Annotated in this window: 16 protein-coding genes, 1 tRNA gene and 1 riboswitch; of the genes, 5 read left to right on the forward strand and 12 right to left on the reverse strand. The window is 69.6% G+C overall.

Annotated features, from left to right (window positions below; genetic code table 11):
- Nucleotides 1-3 precede the first annotated feature (3 nt).
- Nucleotides 4-1,146 carry an MrcB family domain-containing protein gene (locus SGA01_RS24140; RefSeq protein WP_141298495.1) on the reverse strand — a complete coding sequence of 381 codons (1,143 nt, stop codon included), beginning with the start codon at nucleotides 1,144-1,146 and terminating at the stop codon, nucleotides 4-6.
- Between the two features lie 146 nt (nucleotides 1,147-1,292).
- On the opposite strand from SGA01_RS24140, the gene SGA01_RS24145 reads away from it, so the two are divergent.
- Nucleotides 1,293-1,592: a hypothetical protein gene (locus SGA01_RS24145; RefSeq protein ID WP_141298496.1), complete on the forward strand. Its 300-nt coding sequence runs from the start codon at nucleotides 1,293-1,295 to the stop codon at nucleotides 1,590-1,592.
- Nucleotides 1,593-1,668: 76 nt separating this feature from the next.
- On the opposite strand, the gene SGA01_RS24150 is transcribed toward SGA01_RS24145, so the two are convergent.
- The 4 genes from SGA01_RS24150 to SGA01_RS24165 form a co-directional block, all read right to left on the reverse strand.
- Nucleotides 1,669-2,937 (reverse strand): DUF445 domain-containing protein, encoded by a 1,269-nt coding sequence (locus SGA01_RS24150; RefSeq protein ID WP_141298497.1) that lies wholly within the window; start codon nucleotides 2,935-2,937, stop codon nucleotides 1,669-1,671.
- A 12-nt stretch (nucleotides 2,938-2,949) separates the two neighbouring features.
- Nucleotides 2,950-3,930 carry an ABC transporter ATP-binding protein gene (locus tag SGA01_RS24155; RefSeq protein WP_141298564.1) on the reverse strand — a complete coding sequence of 327 codons (981 nt, stop codon included), beginning with the start codon at nucleotides 3,928-3,930 and terminating at the stop codon, nucleotides 2,950-2,952.
- Between the two features lie 17 nt (nucleotides 3,931-3,947).
- A complete protein-coding gene (locus SGA01_RS24160; protein ID WP_141298565.1) occupies nucleotides 3,948-4,724 on the reverse strand; it encodes an ABC transporter permease in 777 nt (258 codons plus the stop codon).
- A gap of 70 nt (nucleotides 4,725-4,794) precedes the next feature.
- Nucleotides 4,795-5,598, reverse strand: a complete 804-nt coding sequence (locus tag SGA01_RS24165; RefSeq protein ID WP_174867453.1) for an ABC transporter permease — start codon at nucleotides 5,596-5,598, stop codon at nucleotides 4,795-4,797.
- Nucleotides 5,599-5,806: 208 nt separating this feature from the next.
- Between SGA01_RS24165 and SGA01_RS24170 the strand changes: the two genes are divergently transcribed.
- Entirely contained in the window at nucleotides 5,807-8,032 is a 2,226-nt protein-coding gene (locus SGA01_RS24170; RefSeq protein ID WP_141298499.1) for a transglycosylase domain-containing protein, read from the forward strand.
- Between the two features lie 8 nt (nucleotides 8,033-8,040).
- Here SGA01_RS24170 and SGA01_RS24175 read toward each other — a convergent pair whose 3' ends face one another.
- From SGA01_RS24175 to SGA01_RS24185, 3 genes are all read right to left on the reverse strand, one after another.
- A complete protein-coding gene (locus SGA01_RS24175) occupies nucleotides 8,041-8,361 on the reverse strand; it encodes a DMT family transporter (RefSeq protein ID WP_055643268.1) in 321 nt (106 codons plus the stop codon).
- A 33-nt stretch (nucleotides 8,362-8,394) separates the two neighbouring features.
- A riboswitch (guanidine-III (ykkC-III) riboswitch) is annotated at nucleotides 8,395-8,461 on the reverse strand.
- A 50-nt stretch (nucleotides 8,462-8,511) separates the two neighbouring features.
- Complete coding sequence (locus SGA01_RS24180) at nucleotides 8,512-8,850, reverse strand: GroES family chaperonin (protein WP_017237090.1); 339 nt, start codon at nucleotides 8,848-8,850, stop codon at nucleotides 8,512-8,514.
- Nucleotides 8,851-8,896: 46 nt separating this feature from the next.
- The gene (locus tag SGA01_RS24185; RefSeq protein ID WP_055643267.1) at nucleotides 8,897-9,217 is read right to left on the reverse strand and encodes a DUF3618 domain-containing protein; all 321 of its coding nucleotides are present in this window, start codon (nucleotides 9,215-9,217) and stop codon (nucleotides 8,897-8,899) included.
- A gap of 142 nt (nucleotides 9,218-9,359) precedes the next feature.
- Between SGA01_RS24185 and bcp the strand changes: the two genes are divergently transcribed.
- The 3 genes from bcp to SGA01_RS24200 all read left to right on the forward strand — a co-directional run bounded on the left by bcp (nucleotide 9,360) and on the right by SGA01_RS24200 (nucleotide 11,122).
- Nucleotides 9,360-9,833 carry a thioredoxin-dependent thiol peroxidase gene (gene bcp / locus SGA01_RS24190; protein WP_141298500.1) on the forward strand — a complete coding sequence of 158 codons (474 nt, stop codon included), beginning with the start codon at nucleotides 9,360-9,362 and terminating at the stop codon, nucleotides 9,831-9,833.
- A 228-nt stretch (nucleotides 9,834-10,061) separates the two neighbouring features.
- The gene (locus SGA01_RS24195; RefSeq protein WP_229917498.1) at nucleotides 10,062-10,988 is read left to right on the forward strand and encodes an HNH endonuclease signature motif containing protein; all 927 of its coding nucleotides are present in this window, start codon (nucleotides 10,062-10,064) and stop codon (nucleotides 10,986-10,988) included.
- A gap of 51 nt (nucleotides 10,989-11,039) precedes the next feature.
- Nucleotides 11,040-11,122 (forward strand) — tRNA-Leu (locus SGA01_RS24200).
- Between the two features lie 64 nt (nucleotides 11,123-11,186).
- Here SGA01_RS24200 and rdgB read toward each other — a convergent pair.
- The 4 genes from rdgB to SGA01_RS24220 form a co-directional block, all read right to left on the reverse strand.
- Nucleotides 11,187-11,795 (reverse strand): RdgB/HAM1 family non-canonical purine NTP pyrophosphatase, encoded by a 609-nt coding sequence (rdgB, locus tag SGA01_RS24205; RefSeq protein ID WP_141298502.1) that lies wholly within the window; start codon nucleotides 11,793-11,795, stop codon nucleotides 11,187-11,189.
- 8 nt (nucleotides 11,796-11,803) lie between these two features.
- Nucleotides 11,804-12,223 carry a hypothetical protein gene (locus SGA01_RS24210; RefSeq protein WP_141298503.1) on the reverse strand — a complete coding sequence of 140 codons (420 nt, stop codon included), beginning with the start codon at nucleotides 12,221-12,223 and terminating at the stop codon, nucleotides 11,804-11,806.
- A 76-nt stretch (nucleotides 12,224-12,299) separates the two neighbouring features.
- Nucleotides 12,300-13,031: a ribonuclease PH gene (rph, locus tag SGA01_RS24215; RefSeq protein ID WP_055643261.1), complete on the reverse strand. Its 732-nt coding sequence runs from the start codon at nucleotides 13,029-13,031 to the stop codon at nucleotides 12,300-12,302.
- A gap of 140 nt (nucleotides 13,032-13,171) precedes the next feature.
- Complete coding sequence (locus SGA01_RS24220) at nucleotides 13,172-13,444, reverse strand: PTS sugar transporter subunit IIB (RefSeq protein ID WP_079037943.1); 273 nt, start codon at nucleotides 13,442-13,444, stop codon at nucleotides 13,172-13,174.
- Nucleotides 13,445-13,625 lie beyond the last annotated feature (181 nt).

The raw sequence follows: 13,625 nt of genomic DNA on the forward strand, positions 1-13,625 counted from the left end.
CGGTCAGGCGTCCGGCACGAGTCCCCAAGCGATAGCCGTGTGCGTCCCACTCCAGGAGACGGGGCCGTCTCCTGTGGGCCAGACGGCAGCGATGCCCAGAGTCTCCAGGTAGGGGCCGAAACTGCCGATGGGCGCGCTGAAGACAGCCAGAAGATGGGGATCCTCCCTCGCCCCCTCCGCCAGCCGGTAGTACTGGTGCCGGTACTCAAAGAGTTGGGCCACGGCCTCACGGACCGAAGCACGGTGCTTACCGGGGGATATCTGCTTGGCTTCCACGAGCCACTCGAGAGAAGAACCCTCCGCACGGAGGATCAGGTCTCGATACCCGATCGACGTGTTGATCGGCTCATACGAGCAAGCGGCGGCATGCGCGGCGAACTCTGACACGAGCCGCTCGTGATCACGCGTACGGCGCTCCCTACCGCCCTGCACGGTGACCCAATAGCCATCGCTGTTTCCCGGCTGGAACGCACCCGGCTCACTCCCTTCAAGGGAGGTCTTGTGCCCTCCAGCAAAGAAAGCGGTCGGTTCGTCCGCGGTCGGGAATTCGACATCTGCGAAGCAGCGATCGACGGCAGCCGCGTGAGAAAGAAGGACCACGGCTTCCGCGAGGTGCTGCGCCAGCTCGCCCTCAGGGGGAAGGTTTGCCAGGTCGTACCGTCGCGCTGCGATGTCGGCATGCTCGTAGGCGCGGGGGCGCCAGCCGAGGGAGGCGGAGTCCAGGCTCACGCCGTCCTGCCAGTCACGCGCCAATCGTGGCGGCAGGGCAAGCCGGTAGGGCGTGCCACGCTCGTCCAGATAGTCATGGAGCTTCCGGCCGGTCCCATAGTGCTGAGGCTTGGCGGCTTCGGAGACACCTTGCTGGAGCGACAGCGTGACGGTCTTGCGGTCCGCGTCGAAGAGATAGGCCAGGTAGAGCCCCTTCTTAGGATCCGTGTTGACGTCCTCGCGGAAAACACCAATCCACGGAACCCGCGCCATGTTTCCCTTGCCGGCATACCCGACGGCAGAGCAACCCTCCGGCAGCGGGAGGTCAATGAGCTCCTCCACCCCCCAGAGCAGGGCACAGTCCGGACGTTCGGCTGAGGCCACCCCTGTGGGGTCGTAGATCCTCGCCACTTCGTGAAGCAGGTCATGCAGCGCCATCCGCGGACGCTACCCCTCAACGATCAAAACCACCTGTGATTGCGGTCACAATCGAGTGAAAGACCGTCACGTCTGTTCGGAAGGTGGACGCGAAGAGCCGCCGGTTAGGCTCGCTAGAAAGCGATTCCGCCGCGAAAGGACCCCTCATGCCCCGCATCCCCTCCCCCGCCATAGCCGCCGCCGGGCTCGTCGGCGGATACGCCGTAGCCCGGTGGACCAAGAAGCGGCCGCTCGGTGGGGTCGTGCTGGCCGTGGCCGGCGGGGTGGCCGCTCGGGAGTGGCAGCAGGTGGGTGGGGGGAAGGTCGCGGCCGGGCTCAGTGGCGCGTATGTCGCCGCCTTCGCCGGGTCTCACCCCCTCGCCAAGAAGATCGGCGCCTGGCCCGCGGTGTTCTCCGTTGCCGGGGGCATGGCCGCCGCCTCCTGGGCCGTCACCCGCGGGAAGTAGAGGCTCCCGGCACGCGAGCCGCGGGCCCACCCGTCCTGGGCCCAGCGGCCCCCGGCCCGCCCCTCAGCCACCCCCCTCAGCCTCCCGCCGCGTGGCTCACCGTGTAGATCAGGAGGCCCGCCAGCGCGCCCACCACCGTGCCGTTGATGCGGATGAACTGGAGGTCGCGGCCGATGTTGGCCTCGATCTTCTTCGAGGTCTGGGTGGCGTCCCAGCCGGCCACCGTGTCCGTGATCAGGGACGTGATCTCGTGGCGGTACGTCGTGACCACGTACGCCGCCGCGTCCTCCGCCCAGCCCTCGACCTTCGCCTGGAGGCGGGTGTCCGTCGCCAGGCGGTTGCCCAGGGACATCAGCGAGGCGCGGGCGCGCAGGCGGAGCTGGCTGCGGTCGTCCTCGGCCGCCGCGATGATGAGGTTGCGGATCGAGGACCAGGCCGAGGCGATGATGTCCTGGATCTCCGGGCGGGCCAGCAGGTCCGACTTCAGGCGCTCGACACGGGCCCTCGTGTCCGTGTCCGCCTGGAGGTCCGCCGCGAAGTCCGTCAGGAAGCGGTCGATCGCACCGCGCGCGGGGTGCGCCGGCATGTCCCGCATCTCCGTCACGAAGCGCAGGAGCTCCTTGTAGACGCGTTCGCCGATGCGCTTGTCGACGAACCGGGGCGTCCAGCCCGGGGCACCGCCCTGCACCGCGTCCATGACCGAGTCGCCGTGCGTCACCAGCCAGTCGTGCGCACGGGTGCAGACCAGGTCCACCGCCCGGTGGTGCGCCCCGTCCGCGACGATCTTCTCCAGGGTCTTGCCGAGGCCCGGGGCGATCTCCGCCGCCTCCGCCCGGCGGGTGATCGCCTCGCCCACGACCGCCTGCACGTCCGAGTCCCGCAGGACCGTCAGCGCGCCGCGCAGCGCCGTCGACGCCTCCGCCGTCACCCGGTCCGCGTGGGCCGGGTCCGCGAGCCATGATCCGAGGCGGCGCGCGATGCCGAACGCCGCCAGCCTGCCCCGTACGACGTCCGCCGAGAGGAAGTTCTCGCCGACGAACGAGCCCAGCGAGGCCCCCAGCTGGTCCTTCTTCGTCGGGATGATCGCCGTGTGCGGGATCGGCAGCCCCAGGGGGCGCTTGAAGAGGGCCGTCACCGCGAACCAGTCCGCGAGCGCGCCGACCATGCCCGCCTCCGCGGCGGCGGCGACATAACCCGTCCAGGCACCCCAGCCCGCGTTCTCCGCCCAGGTCGCGAGAGCGTAGATCACGGCCACGGCGAGGAGCAGCGACGTCGCCAGCGACTTCATCCGGCGGACACCTCTGCTCTTCTCTTCGTCCGCCGCCGTGTACGAAAAACTCACCATGGACCTGACCTCCTACATCAGGGACTCCCGGCGCTCCTCGCGAGTTCCCCCATACATCTTCGCGATCACCGCCTCGATGTCCGGCTCCCGCACCGAGAGGTCGACAAGGGGGTACGCGGCGGCGACGGCGGCGACCAGTGGAGCCGCCGAGGACGAGGCCGGGAAGGCCAGGTACTGGCGTGGGCCCTCCGACCGTACGAAGCGGGCACCCGGCACGTCCTCGATCGGCGGCAGCTCCCGCTCCAGGTCCACCACCAGGAGCCGTTCGCTCTCGCCCACGGCGTGCAGGCCGGTCAGCTTCCCGTCGTACATCAGCCTGCCGTGGTCGATGACCATCACCCGCGAGCACAGCTGCTCGATGTCCGTGAGGTCGTGGGTGGTCAGCAGGACCGTGGTGCTCCGGGTCGTGTTCAGTTCCCTCAGGAATTCCCGCACCCTCGCCTTCGACACGACGTCCAGGCCGATCGTCGGCTCGTCCAGGTACAGCACCTCCGGGTCGTGGAGCAGCGCCGCCGCGATGTCGCCGCGCATCCGCTGGCCCAGGGAGAGCTGGCGCACCGGGACGTCGAGCAGTTCGCCGAGATCGAGGAGCTCGACGCACCGGTCGAGGTTCTCGCGGTAGCGGGCGTCGGGGATCCGGTACATGCGGTGCATCAGGCCGTACGAGTCCTTCAGCGGCAGGTCCCACCAGAGCGTCGTGCGCTGGCCGAAGACGACGCCGATCCGCTGGGCCAGTCGGGTCCGTTCCCGCGCCGGGTCGATGCCCGCGACCCGCAGCCGGCCCCCGCTGGGGGTGAGGATGCCGGTCAGCATCTTGATCGTGGTCGACTTGCCGGCCCCGTTCGGGCCGATGTAGCCGACCATCTCCCCGCGCTCGACGCCGAAGCTGATGCCGTCGACCGCCCGGACCTCGCGTTTCGACCGCTTGAGCAGGCCCGCCTTGCGGCGGATCGTGAAGATCTTCTCCAGCGAGTCGACTTCGATGAAGGGCACAGAGGTCTGCACGGGACTCAGCTTCCTGTCGATCGGTACGAACGGATTCCGGCCCGCCACGCGATCCCCGCCACCCCGCAGCAGACCGCCGCCACGAGCGGCGACGCGAAGACCGCCCAGCCCGGCACGCCCGCCGGGGCCGGCCGGCCGAGGACGTACAACGCGGGCAGCCAGTTCACGAACGCCAGCGGCACGACGAACACGACCCCCCGCACCAGCTCCTGCGCGAAGATCGTCGGCGGGTACTGGAGCAGCGTGTTCCCGCCGTACGTGAACGAGCTCGTCACCTCGGCCGCGTCCTGCATCCAGAACAGGGCGGACGCGCCCAGCACCATCACCGCCGCGAAGATCACCGCCCCGGAGACCAGCATCACCGGCAGGAGCAGCACCTTCACCGGCGTCCACGCCACGTCCAGCAGGACCAGCGCCCACACCAGGACGAGCAGGCCCTGCGCCACCCGCCCGAACCGGCGCAGCGCGAACTTGTCCGCGGCAACCTGCGCGAGCAGCGGCGCCGGACGCATCAGGAACGTGTCGAGCGAGCCGTCCCTGACCCGCTTCCCCATCCGCTGGAGCGAGCCCATCGTCAGGTCCGCGAGCCCGAACGACGTGCCCGTCGTCCCGTACAGCAGCGCGACCTCGGCGAAGGAGAAGCCGCCAAGACCCCGCACCTGACCGAACATCAGCAGGATGACGACGAAGTCGAAGAAGGTGACGCAGAAGCTGGTGACCAGGGTCAGCGCGAAGGAGGAGCGGTACGTCATCGTCGACCGGATCCACATCCCCGCGACCATCCGGTACGTACGCCAGGAATCCGACACCAGCGGGTACGCACGCCGGGAATCCCTGCTCGTACGGAGCGCCTCAGCCACCCTGCACCACCACCTTCCGCGTCGCCGCCGCCTGCGCCGCCCGCCCCGCCCCGAACAGCACCACCGCCCAGCACCCCTGGAAGGCGTACGCCCCCGCCAACCCCCGCCAGCCCTCGTACTTCCCCAGGTACACATCGGCCGGCACCTGGAGCATCGACGCCCACGGCAGCACCCGCGCCAGCTCGCCCAGCGCACCCGGGAAGACGTTCAGCGGGAGCAGCATCCCCGAGAAGAACAGGCCGCCCAGCCAGGCCACCTGCACCACGCCCTGGCCGTCGAGCAGCCAGAACGCGCTCATCGCCACGAGGTACCAGATCGCGAAACTGACGGTCGAACCGAGCGCCACCGCCACCAGGAACGCCAACCAGGTCCCGGGGCCCGACGGCAGCGTGAAGTCGAAGACGAGCGCGCCGACCGCCATCGGGACGACCCCGCGGCCCAGCAACTGATAGGCCGAACGGCCGAGGTTGGCCGAGAACCACCAGGCCTGGAGGTCGGCGGGGCGATAGAGGTCGACCGCGATGTCCCCGGTCCTGATCCGCTCGATCAGCTCGTCCTCGAAGCCGCCGCCCATCAGCCCGCAGACGGTGATCAGCGCCTGGCCGATCCACACATAGGCGAGGGCGTCGTCCATGGAGTAGCCGCCGAGCTGCGGGCGTTCGTCCCAGAGGGCGATGTACGTGTACGACAGGATGAAGCCGAAGACGGTGTTGGTGAACACCCCCGCCGCCGTCGCCACCCGATAGGTGGCATGGCGCCGGAAGCCACCCGCGGCCACCGTCGCGTACAGCCGCAGCATGCGTCTCCTCCCTCACCGGTACGCGACCGGTACGCAACCGGTACGCAAACCGATACGCAAACCACCGAAAAAACGCCGAAGCGCACGACCCTAGCGACGAGCCCCGCACACCGCGAGCGATTTTCCCGTCACTTCCCGTGATACCGCCCTGCCGATTCGGGTCGCATTCCGGAGTTTCGTCACCTTCCAGGCAATATGAGGTGCCATGCCCCCTTCCTCCGGTACGAGTGACACTCCCCGGCCATCCCGCCCGGGCTGGGAGCCGAGGGACCCCACCCTCTCCGCTCCGCCACCTCCCGCGCGGAAGCGTCCCCCGCGCGCCCGGCGCCTCCGACGCGTCCTGCGGACCCTCTTCGGCCTCGCCCTGCTCGGCGCGCTGCTCCTCGGCGGGGCCTTCGTCGCCGGCTACCTCCTGGTGGAGATCCCGCCGGCCAACGCCGCCGCCCTCGCCCAGTCCAACGTCTACCTCTACCGCGACGGCAGCCCCATCGCCCGCGACGGCGAGGTCAACCGCGAGAACGTCCGGCTCGAACAAGTCCCCCTGGGCGTCCGCCAGGCCGTCCTCGCCGCCGAGGACCGCGACTTCCACACCTCGCACGCCGTCGACCCCAAGGCCATGGTCCGCGCCGCCTGGAACACCGTCACCGGCAAGGGCCGCCAGTCCGGCTCCACCATCACCCAGCAGTACGTCAAGAACTACTACCTCGGCCAGGAGCAGACCCTCAGCCGCAAGGCCAAGGAGTTCTTCATCGCGATCAAGCTGGGCCGCGAGAAACCCGAGGAGGAGATCCTCCAGGGCTACCTGAACACCAGCTACTTCGGCCGGAACGCCTACGGGATCCAGGCCGCCGCCCGCGCCTACTACGGCAAGGACGTCGAGCGGCTCGACACCGCCGAGGGCGCGTACCTCGCCTCCCTCCTCAAGGCCCCCAGCATCTACGACGTCACCACCCACCCGGAGAACCGCACCAAGGCCGTCGCCCGCTGGAACTACGTCCTCGACGGCATGGTCACCGAAGGCTGGCTCGGCCGCGCCGAACGCGCCGCCGCCCGCTTCCCCCTCCCCCAGACCGCCCGCCCCGCCACCGGCCTCTCCGGACAGCGCGGCTATCTCGTCCAGGCCGTCGAGGAGTACCTGACCGGCCACGGCGTCATCGACGAGAAGACCCTCGCCGGCGGCGGCTTCCGGATCACCACCACCCTCGACCGCACCAAGCAGGAGACACTCGCCCAGGCCGTCGAGGACCGCGTCATCTCCCGCCTCGACCCCGACCGCAACCCCGCCGACCGCTACGTACGGGTCGGAGCCGCGGCGGTCGACCCGGGAACCGGCAAGGTCCTCGCGATGTACGGCGGCATCGACTACACCCAGCAGTACGTCAACAACGCCACCCGCCGCGACTACCAGGTCGGCTCCACCTTCAAGCCCTTCGTCTTCACCGCGGCCGTGCAGAGCGGGGCACAGACCCAGAACGGCCTGCCGATCACCCCGTACACCCTGTACGACGGCACCAACCGGCGCCCGGTGGAAGGCTGGAGCGGCAGCCCGTACGACCCCGCCAACGAGGACGACGCCAGTTACGGCGAGATCGCCGTCGGAGAGGCCACCGATCTGTCGGTGAACGCCGTGTACGCCCAGATGGCCGTGGACGTCGGCCCCGCACACGTACGGCGGACCGCCGTCGCCCTCGGCGTACCCGGCTCCACCCCCGACCTCACCGCCTCCCCCTCCATCGCCCTCGGCGCGGCCACCGCCAGCGTCCTCGACATGGCCTCGGCGTACGCGACGCTCGCCGCGCACGGCCGGCACGGCACCCACACCCTCGTCGAGGCCGTCACGAAGGGCGGCAGCTCGATCGACCTGCCGTCCCGGCCGGCCCGGCAGGCGGTCAGCCGGGAGGCCGCCGACACGACCACGTCGATCCTGCGGAGCGTCGTCGAAGCGGGTACGGGCACGGCGGCGCAGGCCGCGGGGCGGCCGGCGGCGGGCAAGACGGGCACGGCGGAGGACGACAAGGCCGCCTGGTTCGCGGGCTTCACCCCGGAGCTCGCGACGGTCGTCGCGCTGATGGGCCAGGACCCCGAGTCGGGGCGGCAGGAACCGCTGTACGGAGCGCTCGGACTGCCCCGGATCAACGGCGGCGGGGCGCCAGCAGAGATCTGGGCCCAGTTCACCCAGGAGGCGCTGGCGGGGGCACCCCCGCGCGACTTCGATCTCCGGCTGATGCCGGGGGCGGAGGAGATGCCACCGGTGCCGCCGCTGCCGGACAGCCCGGAGAGCCAGGACGGTCAGCAGAACCAGGAGAACCAGGAGAGCCAGGAAAGCCAGGTGGCGCAGGACGGGGACCCGTACCTCACGGGCGAGGCCGGGCCGGGAGCCGCGGTGTCCCGCAGCCCCCTGCCCTCACGTCCACCCGTACGGGATCAGTGACCGGCGCGTCAGTGACCGGAGGTCGCCTTGAGCCCCACCACGGCGACCAGCAGCAGACAGACGAAGAAGATCCGGGCGGCGGTCGCCGGCTCACCGAGCACGACCATGCCGAGCACCGCCGCACCGGCCGCACCGATGCCGACCCACACCCCGTACGCGGTACCGATGGGCAGCGTCTTGGCAGCGTGCGAGAGCAGAACCATGGAGGCGACGATCCCGGCACCGGTGAACACGCTCGGCCAGAGCCGCGTGAAGCCCTCGGTGTACTTCATACCGATCGACCAGCCGACTTCGAGCAGACCCGCGACCACGAGAAGAACCCAGGCCATGACGACGACACCTCCGCGAGACGGAACAACAGGAGTGCGTCGTCTTGTCGTCATCCCGGTACGGCGCGTCTCGTCGGGTGTCACCAGGCTAGCAAAGAAAAAGCAAAGGCCCTGGTGACGACGGTCACCAGGGCCCCGGAAAGCCTTCGGCTACAGATACAGCCCGGTCGAGTCCGTCGCACCCTGGAACCGGTCCGCGGCCACCGCGTGCAGATCCCGCTCCCGCATCAGTACGTACGCCACGCCCCGCACCTCGACCTCGGCACGATCCTCGGGGTCGTACAGCACCCGGTCACCGATCTCGACGGTACGGACGTTCTGGCCGACCGCGACCACCTCGGCCCAGGACAGGCGACGGCCGACGGCGGCGGTCGCCGGGATCAGGATGCCGCCGCCGGAGCGCCGCTCCCCCTCGGGGGAGTCGGTGCGGACCAGGACCCGGTCGTGGAGCATCCGGATGGGCAGCTTGTCGTGCGTGTTCTCGCTCACGGTCCGAACCTACCTGCCCGGGCGTGTCGCCCGTGGCGGGGAGGGGTCATCCCTTGCCCTTGCGGGACGAGGAAACGATCAGCCCCACCACCGCGACGGCGACGACCGCCGCCGGCACGACCCGCTCCAGGCGGGGCGCGCCGTCCTCGTGGGTGAAGCGGGCCTTCACGTCGGAGACGACCCGGTTGACGGCGACGAAGGCGCGGCCGACGGTCTGGTCGACCGTCGAGGCGACCTTGGCCTTGGCGTCCCCGATGATCGTCTTCGGGTGCACCCGAATGCCGATCTCGTCGAGAGTGACGGCGAGCTGCTCGCGCCGGCGGACGATGTCCGCCTCGATCTGCGCAGGGGTCCTGGCGTCCGACACCGCGCTGCCTCCGTAGTCGTGTATCCGGTCGTTGACGGACAGTGTGTCAGCTCCACCCTCGATGGGCCTCGTCCGCCCCCCTTTGGGCGTCCGCCATTAGGCTCTGGACGCGTACGCGAACACTCCCGAGGAAGAGCGAGCCATGAGCGAGCGACTGCAGCCCGGCGACACCGCCCCCGCCTTCACCCTGCCCGACGCGGACGGCAACGAGGTCTCCCTCGCGGACCACAAGGGCCGCAAGGTCATCGTCTACTTCTACCCGGCGGCCCTCACCCCCGGCTGCACGAAGCAGGCCTGCGACTTCACCGACAACCTGGACCTGCTGACGGGCGCGGGCTACGACGTCATCGGCGTGTCCCCCGACAAGCCGGAGAAGCTGGCGAAGTTCCGCGAGAAGGAGAACCTGAAGGTCACGCTGGTCGGCGACCCGGACAAGACGACCCTGGAGGCGTACGGCGCCTTCGGCGAGAAGAAGCTGTACGGGAAGGTCGTGACGGGCGTGATCCGCTCGACGATCGTGGTCGACGAGGACGGGAAGGTCGAGCACGCCTTCTACAACGTGAAGGCCACGGGCCACGTCGCCAAGATCATCCGCGACCTGGGCGTCGAGGCCTGACACCTCCCCTGAAACGGCCCGCACCCCCGAAAGGGCGGTGCGGGCCGTTCCGCATGCCGGACGCGATATCCGTACGCGTTATGACGTGACCGTCCGATATTCGGCTCGTTACTCCGTACGAGGCCACGAACGGGTGGCCGGATCGGAGGGGGTCCGATGGGGACGAGCGCGTACACGAGGGAACGACTTGGCGTCGCCGTAGCGGAGTCGAAGGGGTGGGCGGATCTCATGCGCCGCCTCGGCCTCAATGCGAGCGGAGGGCAACGCCGCTCATTGCAGTCAAAGGTTGCCAAGTACGGCATCGACACCACCCACTTCAAGCAGCAGAGCCCCTGGCGCAAGTACACGGACAGTGCCATCGCCGAGGCGGTCGCCGCCTCTACGACGCTCCGCGAGGTCGCGCAGAGGCTCGGCGTCGCCCCGACAACCGGGACGCTCTCGCACATCAGCCGACGGATCGCAGCAGCCGGAATCGACGTGAGCCAGTTCCCCGGCCTGAACCGCTCGACCACGGACCTTCCGTTCACCACGGCGGAGCTCCAGGCAGCCGCAGGGGCCACACAGAGCGTCCGGGCAATGGCTCGCCTGCTGGGCGTGGGCGATGACGCCAGATCCCGCGCCGCACTCAGGCACATGCTCCGCGAGCGGGGAATCGACATCGCCCACTTCACCCACAGGCGCGTCGGTGTGCCAGAGGAGTGTGTGCGGGCAGCGGTAACCAATGCCACGAGCTTCGCCGACGTGATGCGCACGCTCGGCCTCCCCGTGACCGACCAGAATCACCGCCGGGTACGGCGGCGGGTGGCCGAGCTGAGCCTCGACACGTCGCACTTCAAGCGACGCACATGGGGCACAGTGCGGGTCGCAGCACCGAAGTCCATCGCGGCCACGGTTTTCCGGGTACGGCCAGAGGGCTCGTCGCGCGAGAACCGCGACCGGCTCCATCGCGCCCTCACCGAGGTGGGCGTTCCGTATCACTGCGTCGAGTGCGGGAACGAGGGTGCGTGGCGGGGACGGACCATCACTCTGCAGATCGACCACATCAATGGGAACTGGCTCGACAACCGTCGGGAGAACCTTCGTTACCTGTGCCCCAACTGCCACTCGATGACCGCAACATGGTGCCGAGGGGGCAACCGCCGCCAGACGACCTAGCAACGCCTCTGCCCACGCCAGCCGCCTGCCCGCTAGCATGGCAGGCGACCAGCGGCCTTGGCGGAACGGCAGACGCCTCGCGTTTAGGGCGCGATGGGAGCAATCCCGTGAGGGTTCGAATCCCTCAGGCCGCACAAATCGTTAAATCGAAGGCCCCACCTGAGATTCGTCCGAGTGGGGCCTTCACCGTACGCCCCTTCAGCCCAGCAGTTCCTTCACCACCGGCACCAGCGCGCGGAACGCCTTGCCTCGGTGGCTGATCGCGTTCTTCTCCGACGGGGAGAGTTCGGCGCAGGTGACCTCGTGGCCCTCCGGCTGGAGGATCGGGTCGTAGCCGAAGCCGTTCGTGCCCGTGGGGGTGTGGCGGAGGGTGCCGCGCATCTGGCCCTCGACCACTCGTTCCGTGCCGTCCGGGAGGGCCAGGGCCGCCGCGCAGGCGAAGTGGGCCGCACGGTGTTCGTCGGCGATGTCGCCGAGCTGGGCCAGGAGCAGGTCCAGGTTCGCCCGGTCGTTGCCGTGGGTGCCGGCCCAGCGGGCCGAGAAGATGCCGGGGGCGCCGTTCAGGACGTCGACGCAGAGTCCGGAGTCGTCGGCGACGGCCGGGAGTCCGGTGGCCTGGGCGAGGGCGTGGGCCTTGAGGAGCGCGTTCTCGGCGAAGGTGACACCGGTTTCCTTGACGTCGGGCACGTCGGGGTACGCGTCCGCGCCGACGAGTTCGAGGTCGAGGCCCGCGTCGGCGAGGATCGCGTGGAGTTCGGTGATCTTGCCCGCGTTGCGGGTGGCGAGGATCAGGCGCTGTCGGGTCATGCCCCCGATTATCCCGGGGTGCAGACCTTCGCGATCTCGGTCGCTCCGTCGGTGATGGGCTGGATGTCCGGGGTGGTGTCGCCGTTCTTGACGGCCGTGCGGACGGACTCGACGCCCTTGGTGAGGTCGTCGACCGCCTTCGCGAGGTCGGCGTTGTCCGTGGTGTCCTTGAGGTTGCCGAGCTCGGTGCTGATCGAGTTCAGGGACTCCTCGATCTGCGTCGGGTCGTTGGAGGCGTTGGAGACGGCCTGTTCGAGCTTGCTCACGGACGTGGCTATCGCGTCGGCGGTCTTGACGCAGTCCATGGCGGTGTCGAGGGCTCCGCAGCCGCTCAGGACGGTGGTCAGTGCGGCGGCCGTGGCCACGGCGAGTGCGAGACGGCGCTTCAAGGCGGGTCCTTCCCCAGATGCGTACAGACATACAGACATGCAGGCGTACAGACGTGCGGACGGGCGGGCGCACGGAGCTTATCCGTGTGCCCGCCCGTCAGGACGCAGCCGGGGGCTAGAGGGTTCCTTCGAGGGCCTTGCGCTGGATCTCCGCCAGTTCGGCGCAGCCGCCGGAGGCCAGGTCGAGGAGGGCGTTGAGCTCCTTGCGGTCGAAGGGCTCGGCCTCTGCGGTGCCCTGGACCTCGACGAAGCGGCCGTCGCCGGTGCAGACGACGTTCATGTCGGTGTCGGCGCGGACGTCCTCCTCGTAACAGAGGTCGAGGAGGGGGACGCCGTCGACGATGCCGACGGAGACGGCACCGACGGTGCCGGTGAGGGGCTTGCGGCCGGCCTTCACCAGCTTCTTGGTCTGGGCCCAGGACACCGCGTCGGCGAGGGCGACGTAGGCGCCCGTGATGGCGGCGGTGCGGGTGCCGCCGTCGGCCTGGAGGACGTCGCAGTCGAGGACGATGGTGTTCTCGCCGAGGGCCTTGTAGTCGATGACGGCGCGCAGCGAGCGGCCGATGAGGCGGGAGATCTCGTGCGTACGGCCGCCGATCTTGCCGCGGACGGATTCGCGGTCGCCGCGGGTGTTGGTGGCCCGGGGCAGCATGGAGTACTCGCCGGTGACCCAGCCTTCGCCGCTGCCCTTGCGCCAGCGCGGGACGCCTTCGGTGACGGAGGCGGTGCAGAAGACCTTGGTGTCGCCGAAGGAGATGAGGACGGAGCCCTCGGCGTGCTTGCTCCAACCGCGTTCGATGGTGACGGGGCGGAGCTGTTCGGGGGTACGGCCGTCGATGCGAGACATGGGACGAGCCTAGCCGTAGCCGTGGGCGGCGGGGGTCCCGGTCGCGCGGAGACGAAGGGCCCGTTCTCCTCATGACGAAGGGCCCGTTCCCCTGCCGGAACGGGCCCTTGTCGACGTGAGCGGGTCGCTCACGTCAGGTCTCACATCAGGTCTTCGATCTCCGCGGCGATCGGGTCCGCGTCGGTGCCGATGACGACCTGGATGGCGGTGCCCATCTTCACGACGCCGTGGGCGCCGGCGGCCTTGAGTGCGGCCTCGTCGACGAGCGCGGGGTTGACCACCTCGGTGCGCAGCCGGGTGATGCAGCCCTCGACCTCTTCGATGTTGTCGATGCCGCCCAGCCCGGCGACGATCTTCTCAGCCTTGGTGGCCATGTGTTTCTCCCTGTCCGTTCTGTTCGCGCGAGCGCGAATCTCGGCGCACCTGCGGTCCGCTTTGTCACGGTAACCCACGGTTGGCCCAACTTCGCGAGCGTATGCCGCCGTTCTGCCGAATGATGACGATCACCGGCGGCCTGTCCTCAGCGGGCTCCCGGAGCCTACCGCAAGTGGTCTACACCAGTGTGCAACGAGACGCGGACCCGGCTTGTTCCGG

The organism is Streptomyces gardneri, from assembly GCF_006539185.1.
GTDB classification, from domain to species: domain Bacteria; phylum Actinomycetota; class Actinomycetes; order Streptomycetales; family Streptomycetaceae; genus Streptomyces; species Streptomyces gardneri.